The 19,355-nt window shown below is 59.1% G+C and carries 17 protein-coding genes and 1 pseudogene; 7 read left to right on the plus strand and 11 right to left on the minus strand.

All coding sequences use genetic code 11. The features are described 5' to 3' along the window. Positions 1-365 precede the first annotated feature (365 nt). From ACRC4F_RS24490 to ACRC4F_RS24500, 3 genes and pseudogenes are all read left to right on the plus strand, one after another. A pseudogene (locus tag ACRC4F_RS24490) lies at positions 366-1,964 on the plus strand (ABC transporter permease). Continuing rightward, a complete protein-coding gene (locus ACRC4F_RS24495; RefSeq protein ID WP_438661670.1) occupies positions 1,961-2,776 on the plus strand; it encodes an ABC transporter ATP-binding protein in 816 nt (271 codons plus the stop codon). The pseudogene ACRC4F_RS24490 and the gene ACRC4F_RS24495 overlap by 4 nt, the downstream one beginning before the upstream one ends. A gap of 14 nt (positions 2,777-2,790) precedes the next feature. Beyond that, positions 2,791-4,401, plus strand: a complete 1,611-nt coding sequence (locus ACRC4F_RS24500) for an arylsulfatase (protein WP_438661671.1) — start codon at positions 2,791-2,793, stop codon at positions 4,399-4,401. Between the two features lie 133 nt (positions 4,402-4,534). On the opposite strand, the gene ACRC4F_RS24505 is transcribed toward ACRC4F_RS24500, so the two are convergent. Continuing rightward, positions 4,535-5,608 (minus strand): fatty acid desaturase, encoded by a 1,074-nt coding sequence (locus ACRC4F_RS24505; protein WP_438661672.1) that lies wholly within the window; start codon positions 5,606-5,608, stop codon positions 4,535-4,537. Between the two features lie 100 nt (positions 5,609-5,708). Between ACRC4F_RS24505 and ACRC4F_RS24510 the strand changes: the two genes are divergently transcribed. After that, complete coding sequence (locus ACRC4F_RS24510; protein WP_438661673.1) at positions 5,709-6,713, plus strand: AraC family transcriptional regulator; 1,005 nt, start codon at positions 5,709-5,711, stop codon at positions 6,711-6,713. Positions 6,714-6,833: 120 nt separating this feature from the next. On the opposite strand, the gene ACRC4F_RS24515 is transcribed toward ACRC4F_RS24510, so the two are convergent. The 4 genes from ACRC4F_RS24515 to ACRC4F_RS24530 all read right to left on the minus strand — a co-directional run bounded on the left by ACRC4F_RS24515 (position 6,834) and on the right by ACRC4F_RS24530 (position 9,663). Continuing rightward, positions 6,834-8,066, minus strand: a complete 1,233-nt coding sequence (locus ACRC4F_RS24515) for a type II toxin-antitoxin system HipA family toxin (RefSeq protein WP_438661674.1) — start codon at positions 8,064-8,066, stop codon at positions 6,834-6,836. Continuing rightward, positions 8,059-8,307 carry a helix-turn-helix domain-containing protein gene (locus ACRC4F_RS24520; protein WP_438661675.1) on the minus strand — a complete coding sequence of 83 codons (249 nt, stop codon included), beginning with the start codon at positions 8,305-8,307 and terminating at the stop codon, positions 8,059-8,061. The genes ACRC4F_RS24515 and ACRC4F_RS24520 overlap by 8 nt, the downstream gene beginning before the upstream one ends. Positions 8,308-8,418: 111 nt before the next feature. Next, positions 8,419-8,784 carry a response regulator gene (locus tag ACRC4F_RS24525; RefSeq protein ID WP_438661676.1) on the minus strand — a complete coding sequence of 122 codons (366 nt, stop codon included), beginning with the start codon at positions 8,782-8,784 and terminating at the stop codon, positions 8,419-8,421. Between the two features lie 192 nt (positions 8,785-8,976). Further along, the gene (locus ACRC4F_RS24530; protein WP_438661677.1) at positions 8,977-9,663 is read right to left on the minus strand and encodes a Crp/Fnr family transcriptional regulator; all 687 of its coding nucleotides are present in this window, start codon (positions 9,661-9,663) and stop codon (positions 8,977-8,979) included. Positions 9,664-9,747: 84 nt separating this feature from the next. Between ACRC4F_RS24530 and ACRC4F_RS24535 the strand changes: the two genes are divergently transcribed. Next, the gene (locus tag ACRC4F_RS24535; RefSeq protein ID WP_438661678.1) at positions 9,748-10,266 is read left to right on the plus strand and encodes a DUF962 domain-containing protein; all 519 of its coding nucleotides are present in this window, start codon (positions 9,748-9,750) and stop codon (positions 10,264-10,266) included. A 138-nt stretch (positions 10,267-10,404) separates the two neighbouring features. Here the strand turns inward: ACRC4F_RS24535 and ACRC4F_RS24540 are convergent, their stop codons facing one another. The 6 genes from ACRC4F_RS24540 to dibA form a co-directional block, all read right to left on the minus strand. Continuing rightward, positions 10,405-11,394, minus strand: a complete 990-nt coding sequence (locus ACRC4F_RS24540; protein WP_438661679.1) for a sulfate/molybdate ABC transporter ATP-binding protein — start codon at positions 11,392-11,394, stop codon at positions 10,405-10,407. A 3-nt stretch (positions 11,395-11,397) separates the two neighbouring features. After that, on the minus strand, positions 11,398-12,267 hold the full coding sequence (gene cysW, locus ACRC4F_RS24545) for a sulfate ABC transporter permease subunit CysW (protein ID WP_438661680.1): 870 nt from the start codon (positions 12,265-12,267) through the stop codon (positions 11,398-11,400). Between the two features lie 12 nt (positions 12,268-12,279). Continuing rightward, entirely contained in the window at positions 12,280-13,098 is an 819-nt protein-coding gene (cysT, locus tag ACRC4F_RS24550) for a sulfate ABC transporter permease subunit CysT (protein ID WP_131060524.1), read from the minus strand. Between the two features lie 69 nt (positions 13,099-13,167). Then, the gene (locus ACRC4F_RS24555; RefSeq protein ID WP_438661681.1) at positions 13,168-14,181 is read right to left on the minus strand and encodes a sulfate ABC transporter substrate-binding protein; all 1,014 of its coding nucleotides are present in this window, start codon (positions 14,179-14,181) and stop codon (positions 13,168-13,170) included. Positions 14,182-14,252: 71 nt separating this feature from the next. Further along, positions 14,253-14,435, minus strand: coding sequence for a sulfur starvation response protein OscA (oscA, locus tag ACRC4F_RS24560; RefSeq protein ID WP_007945260.1), 183 nt, complete (start codon positions 14,433-14,435; stop codon positions 14,253-14,255). A gap of 291 nt (positions 14,436-14,726) precedes the next feature. Further along, positions 14,727-16,646, minus strand: a complete 1,920-nt coding sequence (gene dibA / locus ACRC4F_RS24565; protein WP_438661682.1) for a phosphodiesterase DibA — start codon at positions 16,644-16,646, stop codon at positions 14,727-14,729. Between the two features lie 147 nt (positions 16,647-16,793). Between dibA and desA the strand changes: the two genes are divergently transcribed. Both desA and ACRC4F_RS24575 read left to right on the plus strand, forming a co-directional pair. Beyond that, positions 16,794-17,978, plus strand: a complete 1,185-nt coding sequence (gene desA / locus ACRC4F_RS24570; RefSeq protein ID WP_438661683.1) for a delta-9 fatty acid desaturase DesA — start codon at positions 16,794-16,796, stop codon at positions 17,976-17,978. A 277-nt stretch (positions 17,979-18,255) separates the two neighbouring features. Continuing rightward, entirely contained in the window at positions 18,256-19,245 is a 990-nt protein-coding gene (locus ACRC4F_RS24575) for a GGDEF domain-containing protein (protein WP_438661684.1), read from the plus strand. Positions 19,246-19,355: the final 110 nt, after the last annotated feature.

A 19,355-nucleotide genomic window follows, 5' to 3' on the forward strand; every position in this document is an offset into this window, starting at 1 on the left:
GAAAGTAGGCTTAAACAAGACCGGCACTTAAATACTATAAATGCACATTTTTAGATCTTTTCGACCTAAGCCAGCGACGGCGCGGGGCGCGGCCGGGTATGCATAACCAGCATCAAAAATATTCTTCGAATGCATTGGATGCGTGTGGCGTGGAGGCCTTAAATGGCTTGGCTTATCTCTCAATAGCATTGATTTGATTTTTTATAGATCAATTTTGCATAGACCCAGAACCCATGTGGGAGCGAGCCTGCTCGCGATAGCGGTGTAACAGTCGCTGATGATGTCGACTGATCCAACGCCATCGCGAGCAGGCTCGCTCCCACAAAAGGCCAGCCTGTATTGCAACCCGACAACGGAGGCCACCGATGGCCCGTGTTTCCCTTCTCTCGCTGCCATTGGCCGTACCGCCCCTCAAAGACCAGCGCCTTTGGCCGGGTATTAGCCAGCGATTATTGCCCTGGTTGTTGCCGATCAGTTTGTTTGCACTGTGGTGGCTGGCCAGCCGCAACCACTGGATGAGCGAACAGATCCTGCCAGCGCCTTCACTGGTCTGGAGCAGCGCACTGGAATTGTCCCAAGGCGAGTTGTGGAGCCACTTGTGGATCAGCCTGCAACGCTTGTTCTGGGGCTTGCTCGCCGGGATCAGCGTCGGCGCGCTACTGGGCGCAGCGCTGGGTTTCAGTCGGCGCCTGGAAAGGCTGGTGTTCCCGACATTCGCAGGTCTGGCCCAAGTCCCGACACTGGCGTGGATTCCGTTGTTCATGGTGTTTTTCGGCATCGGTGAAGTGCTGAAACTGGTGGTGTTGATCAAGGCCATCGTGGTGCCGGTGACCCTGCACACGCTGGTCGGCGTACGTGATGCACAACCCAAGCTGCGCGAAGCCGCTGCTGTATTGCGCTTGCCGCCACGCCTGTTGATCCGCCGTCTGGTGCTGCCCGCTGCGCTGCCGGCATTCATGGCCGGCGTGCGTCTCGCGCTGGCCGCCGGTTGGACCTCGTTGCTGGCGGTCGAACTGCTCGCCTCCAGTGAAGGCATCGGCTACCTGATGGTCTGGGCAAGGCAGCTGTTCATGCTCGACATCGTGTTTGTCTGCATCGTAGTGATCGGCTTGATTGGCGTGGCGATGGACCGCGTCATCGGCCTGCTGGATAAAAAACTGGTGCACTGGCCGCACCCGGCCACGGCAGAAATACGTCGCGGACCTCGTTACGAAGGCTGGCAACGCCTGCAACCGTGGTTGCTGCCGTTGACGCTGTTGGCGTCATGGCAATTGACGACGGATCAGCAGTGAGTCGACGCGAACATTCTGGTCAGCCCGTTGGCAGTCCTCGAGACCACCTGGAATGGCCTGCTCGACGGCACCTTGATCGGCGGCATGGCGCTGAGTCTGGGACGCACCCTCGGCGGTTTGTTACTGGGCGGCGGTTTCGGGTTTGCCTTGGGTTTGTTGCTCGGACTGTCGCGCACCAGCGAACGAGTTCTGGGGCCGACCCTGGCCTCGATCCGTCAGATCGCGATTTTCGCCTGGGTGCCGCTGCTGACCGCATGGTTCGGCCTGGGTGAACTGGCCAAGTGGGTCTTCGTCGCCCTCGCCGCATTCTTCCCGCTGTTCATCGCCACCCAACGCAGCGTCGCCAACCTCTCGCCGCAACTCAATGAAGCCGCTCAGGTATTGCGCCTGAACCTCGGGCAGCGCCTGCGCCGATTGGTTCTGCCGGGGGCCGCACCGGGGATTTTCGCCGGCCTGCGACTGAGCCTGATTTACGCCTGGCTCGGCACCATCGGTGCTGAATATTTCATGCCGTCCAACGGCGGCATCGGCAGCCAGATGATCGGCGCCCAACAACTGCTGCGCATGGACCTGATCATGGCCGGCATGCTGCTGGTCGGCCTGACCGGCGCCCTGCTCAACCTCATTGGCCAACGCCTGGAAATCCGCGCCACCCGCTGGAGACACGCATGAACGCACCGATTGTCAGCTTCAATCACGTGGGCAAATCCTTCGACGTCGACGGCTTTGAGCTGGAGGCGATTCGCGAATTCAACCTGGAGATCGCCGAGGGTGAATTTGTCGCCATTGTCGGTTCCAGCGGTTGTGGCAAATCCACCTTGCTGCGGCTGCTGGTCGGCCTTGACACACAGTTTCGCGGGCAGATCAGCGTCGATGGCAAAGCCGTCACCGGCATCGGTGGTGAGCGCGGCATTGTCTTTCAGGAACACCGTTTGTTTCCGTGGCTGACGGTCGAAGAAAACATTGGCCTGGGCCTGGTCAACGAGCCGCTGAGCGCCGAGCAAAAACACAAACGCATCGGCGATTTTATCGAGTTGGTAGGCCTTACCGATTTCACCCGGGCTTATCCGCATCAACTCTCCGGCGGCATGGCGCAGCGCGTGGCGATTGCCCGAGGTCTGGTGGCCAGCCCGCGAATCCTGCTGCTTGACGAGCCCTTCGGCGCCCTCGATGCCCTGACCCGCCAGCAGATGCAGGACGAGCTGTTGGCGATCCGTGCGCGGGCAAAAATCACCACGATTCTGGTCACCCATGATGTCGAGGAAGCGATCTTCCTCGCCGACCGCGTGGTGGTGATGGAACCGCGCCCCGGACGGATCAAGCAAGTGGTCGACATCGCCCTGGCGCATCCGCGCCAGCGCAGCAGTTTCGACTTCCACCAATTGCGTGAAGAACTGCTTCACGAACTCACCAGTGACGACCATTACCAACCGACCGTGCCGGTGCAGATCAGTGATCTGCCGCTGTCCTTCATTGCCTGCTGAACAGGAGATTCTTGATGCCGCAACGTCCCAACTTTCTGGTGATCCTGGCCGATGACCTGGGCTTTTCCGATCTCGGCGCGTTCGGCGGCGAAATCGCCACGCCGAACCTCGATGCCCTGGCCAAAAATGGCCTGCGCCTGACCGACTTTCACACCGCGCCCACCTGCTCGCCGACCCGTTCGATGCTGCTCACCGGCACCGACCACCACATTGCCGGCATCGGCACCATGGCCGAAGCGCTGACCCCGGACTTGATCGGCAAACCGGGTTACGAAGGCTATCTGAACGACCGAGTAGTAGCGTTGCCCGAACTGCTGCGCGAGGCCGGTTACCAGACGTTGATGAGCGGCAAGTGGCACCTGGGCCTGACCGCTGAACTGGCGCCTCACGCCCGGGGTTTCGAGCGTTCGTTTTCATTGCTGCCCGGCGCGGCCAACCATTACGGGTTCGAGCCGACTTACGACGAACAGACGCCCCGACTGCTGAAATCGACCCCGGCGCTGTACATCGAGGACGACCAGTTCATCGACAAGTTGCCGAAGGATTTCTATTCCTCCGATGCCTTCGGCGACAAGCTGTTGCAGTACCTCAAGGAGCGCGATCAGACCCGGCCGTTTTTCGCTTACCTGCCATTTTCGGCGCCGCATTGGCCGTTGCAGGCACCGGCCGACGTCGTTGAGAAGTACCGCGGTCGGTATGACGCCGGTCCCGAGGTGCTGCGGCTTGAGCGCCTGGAAAAACTCAAATCCCTGGGGCTGATCGATGCCGATGTGGAACCGCATCCGCTGATCCAGCTCAGCGCGCAGTGGGCGGCATTGAGCGATGAGCAACGGCAGATTTCCGCGCGGGCGATGGAGGTTTACGCGGCGATGGTCGAGCGGATGGACTGGAACATCGGTCGCGTCGTCGATTACTTGCGCAACCAGGGGCAACTGGACAACACCTTCATCCTGTTCATGTCCGATAACGGTGCCGAAGGCGCGTTGCTGGAGGCGTTTCCGAAATTCGGTCCGGAGCTGCTGACCTATCTGAATCAGCATTACGACAACAGCCTGGACAACATCGGTCGCGCCAACTCTTACGTCTGGTATGGGCCGAACTGGGCCCAGACCGCGACCGCACCGTCGCGGCTGTTCAAGGCGTTCACCACCGAAGGCGGGATTCGGGTGCCGGCGCTGGTGCATTACCCGCAGTTGTCGCTGAAGGGAAAGATCAGTCACGGGTTTGGCACAGTGATGGACATCACGCCGACCATCCTCGACCTCGCCGGTGTGCGGCATCCGGGCAAGCAATGGCGGGGCAAGGAAGTGGCCGAGTTGCGCGGGAAATCGTGGCTGGGGTTTCTGTCAGGCGAAACGGCGCAGGTGCATGACGAGCACACGGTGACGGGATGGGAGTTGTTTGGACGGCGGGCGATTCGACAGGGGCAGTGGAAGGCGGTCTACATTCCCGGGCCGGTGGGGCCGGCGACCTGGCAGCTTTATGATCTGGGGAGTGATCCGGGGGAGATTCATGATTTGGCGCTGCTTCAGCCGGAGAAGCTGAGTACCTTGATCGAGCATTGGCAACAGTATGTGGATGAGACCGGGGTGATATTGAGTGAGTCGCCGTTTCAGCCGGATTGATGTTGCCTGAGCTACCGCCATCGCGAGCAGGCTCGCTCCCACATTTGATCTTCAGTGGGCACAAAATCTGTGAACAACCGAGATCTACTGTGGGAGCGAGCCGGCGCCGGGCGGCGTTCCGACGATGAGGCCCTCAGACGCGCACACCCTCTACGGTCTGCCCCTGCACTTCTTCCCCACGCACAAACCGGTTCGCCCGCCCAAACGTCCCGAAATCATTGAACCGCACACCCATCTCGCGCATCACTTTATGCGCCACCGGCACGGTCATCTGGCGGATGTAAAACGGTTCCTTCACCACGAAGTGATGAATCCCGTGGCTGCTGCCGAAGTTGAAGCAGAACGCCTGCATCGGCCACATCCACCAAGGGTTCAGCACCTGGGTTTGCTGAATTACATTGCCCGGTTCCACATCACCGTAGTAGTGCATGTTGGAGCTGACAAAGTGCAGGCAAAACGTGCGCAACACGTTCGGGCCGATGATCACCACCGCCGCAATATCGATCACCTGCATCACCGACAGCGTGGTCGCCGACCATTCAATCGATGCGCCCGACAGATAGGCAATACCATTCGCCGCATGGAAACCGAGGAACACATACCAAGCCCCCCAATGCACCAGCGCCAGCGGCGCGTACACTTTGAGTGCGCGTTTAATGATGCTGATTTTATGAGCCCAGGTCTTGGCCCGCAGCATGCGAATGAACGCCGACATCACGTTGTCGCCGACCATCAGCAACCGCGCGAAACCCCAAGGCTCGCCATTGGTGATAGCGCGTTCTTCCATGTCGGCCTCCGTACCGGACACCTTATGGTGATTGAGGTGCAGATGTCGGCGAATCCACGGATTGATCGTGCTCGGCCGCGCCAGCCACACCAGGCCCATCATCAGGTTATGCGGCACGCGCTGCTTGCGAAAGTACATGCTATGAATCAGGTCGTGTTCCAGCTCGTGGGTCAACGAGGCGAAAAATGCATTGAGCAACAGGCACACCCACCAGGCCATGTGCCCGGTCAGGTAGAGCGCCGCCGAACCGATCATTCCAGCCAGTGCGAAGGCCAGAATGCCCGCGCCCAAGGCGTCCTGATGGTTGAGAATCGGGTAGCGCTTGCGCAGCTCGACGCCTCTGGCCAGCACCACTTCGCGAATATGGGCTGATCGTTGAGCTGCATTCAGTCGCTGGGGACTTGCAGAAGTACCGTCCATGCTTCCATCCTCTGGTTATTGATGTTTGCATCCTGCCTTGTGAACCCTCACAACGCGGTAGCCGTGAACGCCAACCTGTTGACCGGAAGCGCCAATCAGCATGACTGAACCGACCTCCCTCGCCAGCTGGACCCGCGCCCTGCGCAAGCAACTCGATGCGCTGGGCCTCGACAGCACCGCCCTGTGCCAACAGGCGGGGCTCGACCCGCAATTGATGGACGACCCGAACGCCCGTTACCCGTTGTCGGGCACCACGCGCCTGTGGGAAATCGCCGTGCAGGTCAGCGGCGACCCGGCGATCGGCCTGCGGGTGTCGCGCTTTGTCAGCCCGACCACTTTTCATGCCCTCGGTTATGCGCTGGTGGCCAGCGGCAGTCTGCGTGAAGTGTTCGAGCGCATCGTGCGTTATCACCAGGTGGTCAGCGATGCGCTGGAACTGGAACTGACCCGCACCGAGGATCGCTACCGTTTCCGCCTGAAAATCCCCGCTGGCAATCCCGCGCCGGCACTGGAAGCCATCGACGCGTTTGCCGCGATTTACGTGCGCACCTGCCGCAATCGCCTGGGCCGCGAATATGCGCCGATGGCGGTGTACCTGCGTCGCCCCGAACCGGCCGACCCGCATCAATGGCACAAAGTCTTTCGTTCGCCGGTGTATTTCGCCGCCGACGAAGACCGACTGGAATTTGCCCTCGTGGACTTCGACAGCCACCTGGACGACGCCAACCCGGAACTGGCCGAACACAACGAAGCGGTGCTCAAACGCACCCTGGCGCAACTCAAACCGTTGACCTGGGAGCGCAAGGTCCGCGACGCCATTGAAGAGCAACTGCCCGAAGGCGAGCCCAGCGCCGAGCACATCGCCAAGGCCCTGCACCTGAGCTTGCGCAGCCTGCAACGGCACCTGGCGGACGAAGGCTGTCGCTTCGACACGCTGCTCAACGAAAGCCGCGAAAACCTGGCGCTGCTGCACCTGCGCGACCCGCAATGCTCGTTGAGCGAAATCAGTTATTTGTTGGGGTTTGCCGATACCAGCAGCTTCAGCCGCGCGTTCAAACGCTGGACCGGGATGACACCGGGGCAGTTTCGGGATGGGTTGCGGTGACAGATCCGGAAGGTGGGTTGCCTGGTCTGGCCTCATCGCGAGCAAGCTCGCTCCCACAGAGGACCGCGTATCCCTGTGGGATCGTGGCTTGCCCGCGTCCGTTACAACGCCGCAAATCTTTCAGCTTTTGACGAGACTTCGTTCAACACCTGATTTCCACTGATCCATCATCGCTTCGCCAACCTCGGCAAAGCTGCGGTTAGCCCGAATGTAGTGAGTCACCTCGCTCATTGCCACATCCATCCCATGAGCAACCTGTTGCAGCAGTTCATTGCAGCGCCCTTCCGTCAGGTTGCAGGCCGAGCGGCCAAACCGCATCAGCATTTTGTACTTTGGCCATGCTTTTGATCCGCCTAACAGCAATGCCATGCTGTCGGACTTGATATAGACCGACGTCGTGACGATATCGTAGGCCGGAGCAAGGTCGATCTGCGCATCGTTGGCGCAATGTTCGTACAGCACTCCAAAGTTCTTGAGGTGAGCATCGCCATTCTTCACACCGGACGAGAGCGCGACGATCTTGAAAAAAGCTTCAAGCGCCTGGTTGAGTAATGGTGGGGAGATGAATTCTTTGATTTGCTTCGCAGCACCTTCATACGAGCCATCGTACTTGGCCTTCGACGGCCAGGCGTTGAGGACACAGAAATCCTCGAACCCCAAATAACCTTTGTCATTTAGATCGAAGCGTTCGACGACCAGAAATTTGCCCTGCTCGCTGAGTTCAAATGTTGGCACTTTGAGTCCGCAATGCAGCGCGGCACGCATGCAGAAATATTCGTTGGCCGCAAGTTCGGGGTATTCCTCTGCACGAAAGGATTTGACCAGGTGGGTCGCGCCTCGATGGGTCAGTCGGTCGACAGTGGTCGCGCTGTCCCGGACAAGCACTTTCGGCTGCACGCCCGAAACACCCGAATACTGGCCATAGGTTTGCAAAAGATCATCGAACAAACCCTGCGCGCCGTCATGTACCAGTAGATCCGCAAGGCTGGTTTCAGGGGGACGGTCACTCGCATCTTGCGCGTTCGCAATGCCCACTCGTCCAAGCTGGTAAGGGCCGACGATCTCCAGCATCGCGAAATCATCAAACCCGCGGACCGCTTTGCTGAAACGACGAACCAATTCATCGCGCAGAGCGCCCTCGGGCAGGTTCATTTCGAAAATGGGCGGTACACCTTGCTCCCACGTGTAACTCTCAAGGCGCGTAGGCATGGTCAGCGAGACTGCGTTTTCCTCCTGCGCGTTTTCGGCGTAGGTAAAGACTGAATTGCCGCGAGACTGACCACGACCGAGGGCACCGACTGCCGCTCCGGAAACACTGATGTGCAGCCTGTCCTTTTCCTGCTGTTCACTCATGGAAGTTAACCTTCTTCAGAGAGTCCAGAGTTGGACGCTTCGACTGACGGGGTACGGCGGTTAGCTCGTACCCAAAACCGTTCAGGATCGCCTCAACCTTGCGCAGACCGATTTCCGATATGGTGTTGTTCTCGATACCTGAAATCGTGGAACGGCTCATGCCGTACTGCTTTGCCAGTGCATCCTGAGAAAGCTTTCGCTCTTTGCGCAAAGATCGTATGAGTTGGCCAAGGTTTTCCATTGTTTAACCTGCATCGTATACCGTGCGATTTTCCACGAACCGTGGATATGCATTGTATTTAGTGCAGATTCAAGGAGATGTCCAGCTCATTTTTTAACCAGCTTAGAGAAACTACCGCCCCCGATCCCGCCGCAACAACTTACGCACCCGAGCCACCAACTCGCTCACGGCAAACGGCTTGAGCAAGTAATCATCTTCATGCAACTCCAGCCCGCGCAGGCGATCTTCGATGCCATCCTTTGTCGTCAGAAACAGCACCGGCGTATCGCCGAGCTTGCGGATCTGCTGCTGCAACTGCCAGCCGTTGAGCCCCGGCAGCATGACGTCGAGGATGATCAGTTGGTATTCGCCGGACTCGATGAAGCGCCGGCCGTCCATTCCGTTAAGCGCCACGTCGACCGAATAACTCGCCTCGTTCAGGCCGTTGGCCAAGAGTTTGGCGGTCTCCGGTTCGTCTTCTACTAACAGCACACGCATGGCACACCTCGATTGTCGTCATCACAGGCTAGGCGCGTTCGCAGCGGTTGCCCATCACAATATCTCTTTTTTCCCCAATCAAATGTGGGAGCGAGCCTGCTCGCGATTGAGGCCATGTCAGTCGGCATCAACGCCACCTGACACTCCGCTATCGCGAGCAGGCTCGCTCCCACAGGGAATGTGTTCAACACGTCAGATGGTCGCCAGAGCCCGCAACCGCTCGGCATCGACAATCTCGATCTCGCCGTACTTCAAATTCAGAATGCCCTGCCCCTGCAAGTCCTTGAGGATCTGGTTGGTGGTCTGGCGCGACAGCGACAACATCGACGCCAGTTGTTCCTGAGGCAGTTGCAGCACCCGGCGTGGCGGATCGAACTCGCCGTAACCTTCGGCGATCATCAGCAGGCGATGCGCCAGGCGTGCCGGCGCGGGCATCAGGCTCAGTTGTTCGAGGTTGATGAAGGTCAGGCGCAGTTTGTGGCTCATCAGCAGCGCCAGTTGTCGCCAGTACACCGGCTGTTCATCGAGCAACGCCAGCAGCGCCGCCTGCGGGATATGCAACAGCGTGCACTGGCCCACGCCGAAAGCGTCGTGGGTGCGTGGCTGGCCGTCGAACAGACAGATTTCGCCGAACCAATGGGGCGACTCCACGAGGCTCAGCAACGCTTCCTTGCCCTGCTCGCTGACCGCGCCGATGCGCACCGAACCTTCGAGCACCGCATACAACCCGCACGGCGGATCACCGCGCTTGAAGAGCAGTTGCCCCGTCGACAACCGTCGCACCCGGGCCACCGCCAGCAGACTATCCTGTAAGGGAACCGGTAAATGACTGAACCACTGCCCCGACTCCAGGCGCGAACGCCAGACCTGCATGTCCATTTAATCTCCGGGAGATTGTCGCCTGCCTGACAGAGCGAAAGGTGAACCCGAGGCATGATCAATCACCCTACAGGAGGAATAACAATGAAAAGCCTCGTTGACCATCTCAGTCAATACGCCGCTTACCACCGCGACCCGCGCAACATTGCCAGCCACTTTATCGGGATTCCGCTGATTGTGGTGGCCGTGGCGGTATTGCTGTCGCGGCCGCAATGGGTTGGCGGCTGGATTTCGCCGGCGATGCTGGTGGCACTGGCCTCGGCGTGGTTTTACCTGCGTCTGGAGGTGCGGCTCGGGGTGTTGATGACCGTGTTGCTGGGGCTGTGCGTTTGGGCGGGCCAGGTGCTGGCGCAGCAAAGTACGCTGGTGTGGCTAACGAGCGGGATAGGGATGTTTGTAGTGGGCTGGGCGATTCAGTTTGTCGGTCATCATTACGAAGGGCGCAAACCGGCGTTTGTCGATGATGTGACGGGATTGATTGTCGGGCCGTTGTTTGTGGTGGTTGAGCTGGCGTTTTTGCTGGGGATGCGGCGGGATTTGAAAGAGCAGATTGAGGCGCGGGTGGGCGGTGTGCGGATCAATCCGAATCGCGCTGCTGCGTAGGACACCATCGCGGGCAAGCCCGCTCCCACAGGGGATTTGTGAACACCGCAGACACTGTAGGAGCCGGCTTGCTGGCGATCAATGACACCGCGGCGTGTCAGACACGCCGCTATCGCCAGCAAGCCGGCTCCTACTGAGTCAGATGTTCGCTAGTTTCTGCCAGACCTTCGGTTTGAAGAACAATGTCTCGCCCTTCGCCAGGCCGATCAGGCTGTCGTGATCCTTTACCACTTCAGCTTCGATCAACTCGCTTTGTCCTTCGACCTTCAACGTCACTCGAGTCGTCGCGCCCAACGGACGGATATCGCGCACTTCCGCCGCGTGATGGTCTTCCAGCTCATGCCGCGACAGCGACACTTCGTGCGGGCGGAACAGCACGTGGTTGTCCTCACCCAGATGCAGGCGGTTCGAATCGCCGAGGAAGTGATAAACGAAATCGCTGGCCGGGTTTTCGTAGACATCGCCCGGTGAACCGATCTGTTCGATCACGCCTTTGTTCATCACCACGATACGGTCGGCGACTTCCATGGCCTCTTCCTGGTCGTGGGTCACGAATACCGAAGTCAGGTTGATGTCTTCGTGCAACCGCGCCAGCCAGCGACGCAGTTCCTTACGGACCTTGGCGTCGAGGGCACCAAACGGTTCGTCGAGCAGCAGGACTTTCGGCTCAACCGCCAGGGCTCGGGCCAACGCGATTCGCTGACGCTGACCACCGGAAAGCTGTTCCGGGTAGCGATCCGACAGCCAATCCAGTTGCACCATGTTCAGCAGTTCATGAACCTTCACCGCGATCTGGCTTTCGCTCGGGCGCTGGTTTTTCGGTTTCATGCGCAGGCCGAACGCGACATTGTCGAACACCGTCATGTGGCGGAACAGCGCGTAGTGCTGGAACACGAAACCGACGTTGCGATCACGCACGTCATGGCCGGAAACGTCTTCACCGTGGAATACGATGTTGCCCTTATCCGGGGTTTCCAGGCCGGCGATGATCCGCAGCAGCGTGGTTTTACCGCACCCCGACGGGCCGAGCAGCGCCACGAGCTCGCCGCTTTGAATGTCCAGGCTGATGTCATTCAGCGCCTTGAACGCATTGAAATTCTTGCTGACGTTACGCACTTCGATCGACATGAATTATTCCTCCGCGGCGCTGGCGCGCAGGCGGTTAATACGGTTTTCGCTCCACTGCTTAAGCAGCAGGATGAAGAGCGCCATGATCAGCAACAGGCTCGCTACCGCGAACGCGGCCACGTGGTTGTATTCGTTGTAGAGGATCTCGACGTGCAGCGGCAAGGTGTTGGTCACCCCGCGAATGTGCCCGGAAACCACCGACACCGCACCGAATTCACCCATCGCCCGCGCGGTACACAGCACCACGCCGTAGATCAGGCCCCATTTGATATTGGGAACGGTGACGTGCCAGAACATCTGCCAGCCATTGGCTCCGAGCAAGCGCGCGGCCTCTTCTTCCTGAGTGCCTTGTTCCTGCATCAGCGGAATCAGTTCACGCGCCACGAACGGTACGGTGACGAAAATCGTCGCCAACACGATGCCCGGCAAGGCGAAGACGATCTGGATGTCGTGATCCTGCAACCACGGCCCGAACAGTCCCTGGGCACCGAACATCAGCACGTAGACCAGACCGGCGATCACCGGCGAGACCGAGAACGGCAGGTCGATCAGCGTCACCAAAATGCTTTTACCGCGGAACGAGTATTTGCTCACGCACCACGCCGCGCTGACACCGAACACGAGGTTCAGCGGGACCGAAATCAACACGGCGATAACCGTGAGTTTCAGCGCCGACAGCGCGTCGGGTTCAAGGATCGCGGTGAAGAACGAACCCAGACCATTCTTCAAACCCTGGGACACCACGATCACTAGCGGCAGCAACAGGAAAAGGGCAAATACCAGCCAGCCAAGACCGATCAGGATTCGCCGTGAACTGGCACTGCCACGGCGGGCAGCGTTCGAGGAAGCAGCAGCAATAGATGATTGGGACATTTCTGCGCCTCCTTATGGGGTTTCAATACGGCGTTGCAGCAAATTGATCAGCAGCAACAGGACGAAGGAAACCACCAGCATCAGTACGCCGATGGACGTGGCGCCGGTGTAATCGTACTGGTCGAGCTTAACCATGATCAGCAACGGCAGGATCTCGGTTTTCATCGGCATGTTGCCTGCGATGAAAATCACCGAACCGTACTCGCCGACCCCGCGGGCAAAGGCCAACGCGAAACCGGTCAACCAGGCAGGCAGCAGCGCGGGCACCAGAATATGGCGGAAAACCTGCAAGGGCTTGGCCCCCAGGCACGCCGCCGCCTCTTCCACTTCGCGGGGGATATCGGCCAATACTGGCTGTACCGTACGTACTACGAATGGAAGCGTCACAAAAGTGAGGGCAAGCGTGATGCCGAGGGGGGTATAAGCGATCTTGAAACCCAAGTCCGCAGCAAACTGACCCACCCAACCATTAGGCGCGTACAGCGCAGTCAGCGCGATACCGGCCACGGCAGTGGGCAATGCGAACGGCAGATCGATCATCGCGTCGATGATCTTGCGCCCGGGGAAGCTATAGCGCACCAGCACCCACGCCAGCAGCGTGCCGATGATGCCGTTGATGATCGCGGCATAGAGCGCGGTGCCGAAGCTCAGCTTCAATGCCGCCAGCACCCGTGGCGCCGAGATAATCGCCCAGAACTGATCCCAGGTGAGTTGAGCGGCATGCACGAACATCGCCGCCAGTGGAATGAGCACAATCAGGCTGAGGTACACCAAGGTGTAGCCCAGCGTCAGCCCGAAGCCGGGTATGACGGGGGAGATACGACGCGACATAAAAGTCCTTGGTTGAGAACGCGCAAAGCCCCGAATGTAAATCCGGGGCTCGTTGATGGCTATTTAAAATTACTGCGCCTGATAGATCTGGTCGAACACACCGCCGTCGTTGAAGAATTTCGGCTGAGCGGTTTTCCAGCCGCCGAAGTCCTTGTCGATAGTCACCAGGTCCAGCGTCGGGAACTGCTTGCTGTACTTGGCGGCCACATCCTTGTCACGTGGACGATAGAAGTTTTTCGCCGCAATTTCCTGGCCGGCCGGGCTGTACAGGTGCTTGAGGTACGCTTCGGCGATCTGCTCGTTGCCTTTCTTCTCGGCGTTTTTGTCGACTACCGCAACAGGAGGCTCGGCAAGAATCGACAGCGAAGGCACGACGATTTCGAACTTGTCAGCGCCGCCATCTTCTTTCAGCGCCAGGAAGGCTTCGTTTTCCCAGGCCAGCAACACATCGCCCTGACCGTTGTTGACGAAGGTGATGGTCGAACCGCGAGCGCCGGTGTCCAGGACCGGAACGTGTTTGAACAGGGTCTGCACGTATTCCTTGGCCTTGGCTTCGTCACCACCGTTGGCTTTCAGGCCGTAGGCCCAGGCCGCGAGGAAGTTCCAGCGCGCACCGCCGGAGGTTTTCGGGTTCGGCGTGATCACCGAGACGTCATTCTTGACCAGGTCGCCCCAGTCCTTGATGCCTTTAGGGTTGCCCTTGCGCACCAGGAACACGATGGTCGAGGTGTAAGGCGTGCTCGCCTCGGGAAGACGCTTCTGCCAGTCAGCAGGCAGGGTCTTGCCGAGTTTGGCGATTTCGTCGATGTCACCGGCCAGGGCCAGGGTCACCACGTCGGCCCGCAGGCCATCGATCACGGCCCGGCCTTGTTTGCCCGAACCACCGTGAGACTGCTGGATTTTCACATTGTCGCCAGCGTGGTCCTTCTTCCAGAAGTTCACGAACTCAGCGTTGTAATCCTGGTACAGCTCGCGAGTCGGGTCATACGACACGTTAAGCAGCTCGTAATCCTTGGCAACCGCGGAACCCGCAAAAAGGGCACTGGCCAACGCGGCCAAAGCGAAATGACGAATCGACGACATGGTGAAAGCTCCTGGAATTCTTGGTGTGTTGGCTTTTTTTATGGGGTGCTGAAATCGGATTGCCGGATTATTTAGCTCGGTTTGTTGCTCGGGTTCTGCAAACGGAATTTCTCTTTGCGTTCGATCTGGACCACCTGGGCGTTATGCACGGTGATTTCCACGGCGCCAAAACGCAGGTCGCGCAATGCGCTCTGGATCTCACGCAAGATGGTTGCTTCGTCTTGACCGTCAACGCTACGTAGGGATGCGCTCATGGTGCTGCTCCTTCAACTGAGAGATTGCCTGGCAGTGCGGCACTGCTTGCGGCGTGAGAGCAATAGTAGAGACGCGCGGATATTCTTAAAAAGACTATTTAAGAATGTTTATATAACCAAATGAAATTATCTGCCGGGACATAGGTTTGCGGCAGATTCCGGTTTTTGAAAGTGGCTCAAAACCCTGTGGAGAGGGAGCTTGCTCCCGTTCGAGGGCGAAGCACTCGCCGTCGGGACTGCTGCGCAATTCAGCGCAAGCAAGCTTCCTCGCCACAAAAAACCGTGGCTGGCTTAGCGGATTTCCGGCGTACGCATCCAATCCAGCTGCTCGGCCGGAACCGGTCGCCCGAACCAGTAGCCCTGCCCCAGATCGCAATCCTGTTCGAGCAGGAATCGAGCCTGCTCGACCTGCTCGATCCCTTCGGCATGCACTTGCATCCCCATGCTTTGCGCCAGCGCGATAATCACTCGCACGATCGCCGCGTCATCCTCGTCCCACGGCAAACCGGCGACAAAACCCTGATCGATCTTGAGCTTCTGCACCGGCAGACGCTTGAGTCGCAGCAGCGACGAATAGCCTGTGCCGAAGTCATCGATGGCCAGCCGTACACCCAACTCACGCAGGCGATGCATTTGCTCCAACGCCACTTCAGGGTCTTCCATCACCGCGCTTTCGGTGACTTCCAGCTCCAGACAGGCCGGGTCCAACCCGGTCTCGTGCAGCACCTGAGCCACCTGTTGATAGAGCTCACGGCGCGCAAACAACCGCGATGAAACATTCACCGCAACGAATGACAATGCCACGCCGGCGGCCTGCCACCGGCACATCTGCTGGCAGGCCTGGCGCATGACCCACGCATCGATCTCGGCAATCAGCCCGATACGCTCGGCGATGGGGATGAACTCTGCCGGCGACACCAACCCGCGCTGCGGATGCTGCCAACGTACCAGCGCCTCGATACCGATCAGACGGCAGGTCCTGAGGTCGTGCACAGGTTGGTAATGCACCCGTAATTCCTGCTTTTCCAGGGCGCGGCGCAGCTCGAATCCGATCTCTACCCGTTGCTGGGCATGTGCGGTCAGTTCTTCGGTGTACAGGGCATAGCCGTCGCGGCCGGCGCTCTTGGCCTTGAACAGCGCCGAATCGGCGTTGCGCAACAATTGCTCGGCGCTCAAGGCATCGCCGGGGAACAGGCTGATGCCGATGCTGGCGTTGATAAAAAGCCGATGCCCCTCGATAGGCAGCGGCTCGCGTAAGCCATCGATGATCCGCTGCGCCAGCGCCCCGGCTTGCACTAAATGCGGACAGTTTTCGGCGAGTACCGCGAATTCGTCACCGCCCAACCGCGCCAGCGTGATACCCGGGCCGAACATGGCGTTCAAACGCTCGGCCACGGCTTTAAGCAGTTGGTCGCCGACCGTGTGCCCGAGGCTGTCGTTGATCATCTTGAAGTGATCCAGATCGATCAGCAGCAATGCGCAGCCGCGCTTGTGGAGATGCGCCGACGCCAGGGCCTGCTCGGCACGGTCGGTGAACAGCAACCGGTTTGGCAGCGTGGTCAACGGATCGTGGTGGGCCAGGTACTTGAGTTGATGTTCCGAGTTTTTGATCGCGCTGATATCAGAAAACACAGCAACGTATTGGCTGATCTGCCTTTCGTCGTCGCGAATGATCCGGATGGTCTGCCATTGCGGATAGATTTCGCCACTTTTGCGACGGTTCCAGATTTCTCCACTCCATTCGCCCGTACTGTCCAGCGTGGCGAACATCGCCTGATAGAACGCCGGCGGATGATGCCCCGACTTGAACAGGTTCGGCCGCTGCCCCAACACTTCCTCGCGCTGGTAGCCGGTGATTTCCATGAAGGCACGGTTCACATGGACGATCAGCCCTTCGCTGTCAGTGACCAGCACGCCTTCACGAGTGCAATCGAACACCGCGGCCGCCTGGCGCAAACGCTCCCGGTCTTCACTGCGCTCGCGCAGCCTGGCGCCGGTCCCCAGACGCTGGAACAATTGCGCTCGGGCGATGATGACCAGACCGGCACTGAGCGTGACCCAGACGTAACCGTTGATCAGTTGCCACCGTAGTAACTCAGCGGAGTTATCGAAGAAACTGTTCAATAAGTAGCCGCTAAACTGTAGCCAGAGTGCAGAAAGCAGCAGGTAAAGCAGCGCTGCACGCAAGGCATCGCGATAGGTGGCAGACATTCGGCCGTCCATGTCCCTACAAAATGGTTGGGATTATAGGTTAAAGAAACATCCAGCCACTCTTATCTGAAAGGGCGACTGGTTTTATCTGTGGGCTTAGTGATAATGCAACGGCTGTTTTTTTCTTTATCGAGGGCCCTATAGCCTATGTGGTACGAAGGTTTTCTCGGCTTGTCGCCCTGGTCACTGGTGGCAGTCACCCTGCTGATGACCCACGTGACGATTGTTGGCGTCACGGTCTATCTGCATCGTTATTCAGCCCATCGCTCGCTTGAGCTTAATGCCGGCCTGAAACATTTTTTCCGCTTCTGGCTGTGGTTGACCACGGCGCAGAACACCCGCGAGTGGACCGCTATCCACCGTAAGCATCACGCCAAATGCGAAACCGTCGATGACCCGCACAGCCCGGTCATCAAGGGCCTGTCCACCGTTCTGCGCAAAGGTGCCGAGCTGTACCGCGCCGAAGCGGAAAACCCGGAGACCCTGCGCATCTATGGCAAGAACTGCCCCGAAGACTGGATCGAGCGCAATCTCTATAGCCGCTTCCCGTTGCTGGGCGTGGGGATCATGGCAGTCATCGACCTGCTGCTGTTCGGCACCATCGGCATCACCATCTGGGCCATACAGATGATGTGGATCCCGGTGTGGGCCGCCGGCGTGGTCAATGGCCTGGGCCATGCCATCGGTTACCGCAACTTCGAATGCCGCGACGCGGCGACCAATCTGGTGCCTTGGGGCATCCTGATCGGCGGCGAAGAACTGCACAACAACCATCACACCTACCCGAACTCGGCCAAATTGTCGGTGAAGAAGTGGGAGTTCGACCTCGGTTGGGCCTGGATCCAGGTCTTCAGTTTCTTCCGCCTGGCCAAAGTCCAGCGGGTTGCACCGATCGCCCACCGCGTCGAAGGCAAAGGCAGCCTGGACATGGACACCGCCATGGCGATCCTCAACAACCGCTTCCAGATCATGGCCCAATACCGCAAATTGGTGATCGCGCCACTGGTCAAGCAAGAGCTGGAAAAGGTCGATCACTCGGTCCGTCATCAGTTTCACCGGGCCAAGCGCCTGCTTTCGCGGGAAACCAGCCTGCTGGACGATAAACACCACTTGCGCATCCAGACCATGCTCGAACACAGCCAGGCGCTGAAGGTAATTTACGAGAAACGCCTGGCCTTGCAGCAGATCTGGGTCAAGACCAGCTCAAATGGTCACGACATGCTCGCGGCCATCAAGGATTGGGTTCACGAAGCCGAAGCCAGCGGGATTCAATCCCTGCGCGACTTCGCCGACCAGCTGAAAACCTACTCCCTGCGCCCTGCTGCTGTCTGACCGGCTTACCCGTGGCAATGGGGTTTGTCTGTGGCGAGGGGATTCATCGGAATGCCGCATCACCCCGTTCGGCTGCGCAGCAGTCGCCAGACCTGACGACGCGTTTTAACTAAAAAAACGCGTCGCCGATACCGCCCGGCGGGAGCAAGCACCCGCACCCCTTGGGCCGGGAACCAATCTCCAAATCCCCTATCTCAAAGACACTTCGCCACCCGGCGGGCTTTGCTGCAGCCGCTTTCGAAACTCAAGCGGCGCACGCCCTTTGAGATTTGTCCCGATGGTTCCCAAAACCCCTCAAGACTCAACCCCTCCTCAGTGGCCGGACGCCGCTCAAACCCTGATGGCACTCATGCATGCCCAAGGCGAAGTGGCACGCCTGAGCGAACGCGAACAGCTGTTCAGCTCCCTGCTGGTAAGCGTCAACGCGGTGCTTTGGGCATTCAATTGGGAAACCCGTCAGGTGCTCTACGTCAGCCCGGCCTATGAGCGGATTTTTGGTCGTTCCGCAGGCCTTTTGCTGTCCGACTACAACGAGTGGCGCGACAGCATTTACCCCGATGACCTGGAATACGCCGAGCGCAGTCTGGCCGAAGTCCTGGTCAAAGGCGCCGTTGAAGACCGTGAGTACCGCATTCTCGCCGCCGATGGCCAGGTGCGCTGGCTCAGCGACAAATGCTTCATCAATCGCCAGGCTGAGCCGGGGCAACCGGTGATCATCGTCGGTATTGCCGAAGACATCACCGAAAAGAAACAAATGGAGGCCGAACTGCAACGCCTGGCGACTACCGACGTGCTGACCCAAAGCAGCAATCGCCGACACTTCTTCGAATGTGCCCAGCGCGAGTTTGCACAAGCACGCAAACAAGGCGCGCCGATGGCGTTCCTGTTGCTGGACATCGATGACTTCAAAGTGGTCAACGACACCTATGGCCATCAAGCGGGCGACAACGTACTGCAACGAATCGCCGAGAGCGGTCGTGCCGCCTTACGCCGGGGGGACTTTTTCGGACGGATCGGTGGCGAGGAATTCGCCGCGGTGTTCCCCGGCTGCGCACCCGACATGGCCATGCAAGTTGCTGAACGCCTGCAACGGCAGATTCAGCAATTGAGCTTCAGCCATGACGACCAGACGTTCGGCATCACCGTCAGCCAGGGTTTGACCAGCCTGACTGCGGAGGACGATACCCTGGACAGCGTGTTCGCCCGCGCAGACGCCGCGATGTATGAAGCCAAGCGCCAGGGAAAAAACCGCATCATCTCCGGCTGAACCCAACCCCAAATTCAACACAAAACCCCTGTGGGAGCGAGCCTGCTCGCGATAGCGGTGTAACAGTCGCTGGTGATGTCGACTGATCCACCGCTATCGCGAGCAGGCTC

This window comes from Pseudomonas sp., from assembly GCF_051660785.1.
Lineage (GTDB): Bacteria > Pseudomonadota > Gammaproteobacteria > Pseudomonadales > Pseudomonadaceae > Aquipseudomonas.

What these genes read in the sequence shown, in the direction of transcription:
- ACRC4F_RS24495 (WP_438661670.1), top strand. Translation starts at nt 1,961, where the DNA reads ATGAACGCACCGATTGTCAGCTTCAATCACGTGGGCAAATCCTTCGAC.
- ACRC4F_RS24500 (WP_438661671.1), top strand. Translation starts at nt 2,791, where the DNA reads ATGCCGCAACGTCCCAACTTTCTGGTGATCCTGGCCGATGACCTGGGC.
- ACRC4F_RS24505 (WP_438661672.1), bottom strand. Translation starts at nt 5,608, where the DNA reads ATGGACGGTACTTCTGCAAGTCCCCAGCGACTGAATGCAGCTCAACGA.
- ACRC4F_RS24510 (WP_438661673.1), top strand. Translation starts at nt 5,709, where the DNA reads ATGACTGAACCGACCTCCCTCGCCAGCTGGACCCGCGCCCTGCGCAAG.
- ACRC4F_RS24515 (WP_438661674.1), bottom strand. Translation starts at nt 8,066, where the DNA reads ATGAGTGAACAGCAGGAAAAGGACAGGCTGCACATCAGTGTTTCCGGA.
- ACRC4F_RS24520 (WP_438661675.1), bottom strand. Translation starts at nt 8,307, where the DNA reads ATGGAAAACCTTGGCCAACTCATACGATCTTTGCGCAAAGAGCGAAAG.
- ACRC4F_RS24525 (WP_438661676.1), bottom strand. Translation starts at nt 8,784, where the DNA reads ATGCGTGTGCTGTTAGTAGAAGACGAACCGGAGACCGCCAAACTCTTG.
- ACRC4F_RS24530 (WP_438661677.1), bottom strand. Translation starts at nt 9,663, where the DNA reads ATGGACATGCAGGTCTGGCGTTCGCGCCTGGAGTCGGGGCAGTGGTTC.
- ACRC4F_RS24535 (WP_438661678.1), top strand. Translation starts at nt 9,748, where the DNA reads ATGAAAAGCCTCGTTGACCATCTCAGTCAATACGCCGCTTACCACCGC.
- ACRC4F_RS24540 (WP_438661679.1), bottom strand. Translation starts at nt 11,394, where the DNA reads ATGTCGATCGAAGTGCGTAACGTCAGCAAGAATTTCAATGCGTTCAAG.
- cysW (WP_438661680.1), bottom strand. Translation starts at nt 12,267, where the DNA reads ATGTCCCAATCATCTATTGCTGCTGCTTCCTCGAACGCTGCCCGCCGT.
- cysT (WP_131060524.1), bottom strand. Translation starts at nt 13,098, where the DNA reads ATGTCGCGTCGTATCTCCCCCGTCATACCCGGCTTCGGGCTGACGCTG.
- ACRC4F_RS24555 (WP_438661681.1), bottom strand. Translation starts at nt 14,181, where the DNA reads ATGTCGTCGATTCGTCATTTCGCTTTGGCCGCGTTGGCCAGTGCCCTT.
- oscA (WP_007945260.1), bottom strand. Translation starts at nt 14,435, where the DNA reads ATGAGCGCATCCCTACGTAGCGTTGACGGTCAAGACGAAGCAACCATC.
- dibA (WP_438661682.1), bottom strand. Translation starts at nt 16,646, where the DNA reads ATGTCTGCCACCTATCGCGATGCCTTGCGTGCAGCGCTGCTTTACCTG.
- desA (WP_438661683.1), top strand. Translation starts at nt 16,794, where the DNA reads ATGTGGTACGAAGGTTTTCTCGGCTTGTCGCCCTGGTCACTGGTGGCA.
- ACRC4F_RS24575 (WP_438661684.1), top strand. Translation starts at nt 18,256, where the DNA reads ATGGTTCCCAAAACCCCTCAAGACTCAACCCCTCCTCAGTGGCCGGAC.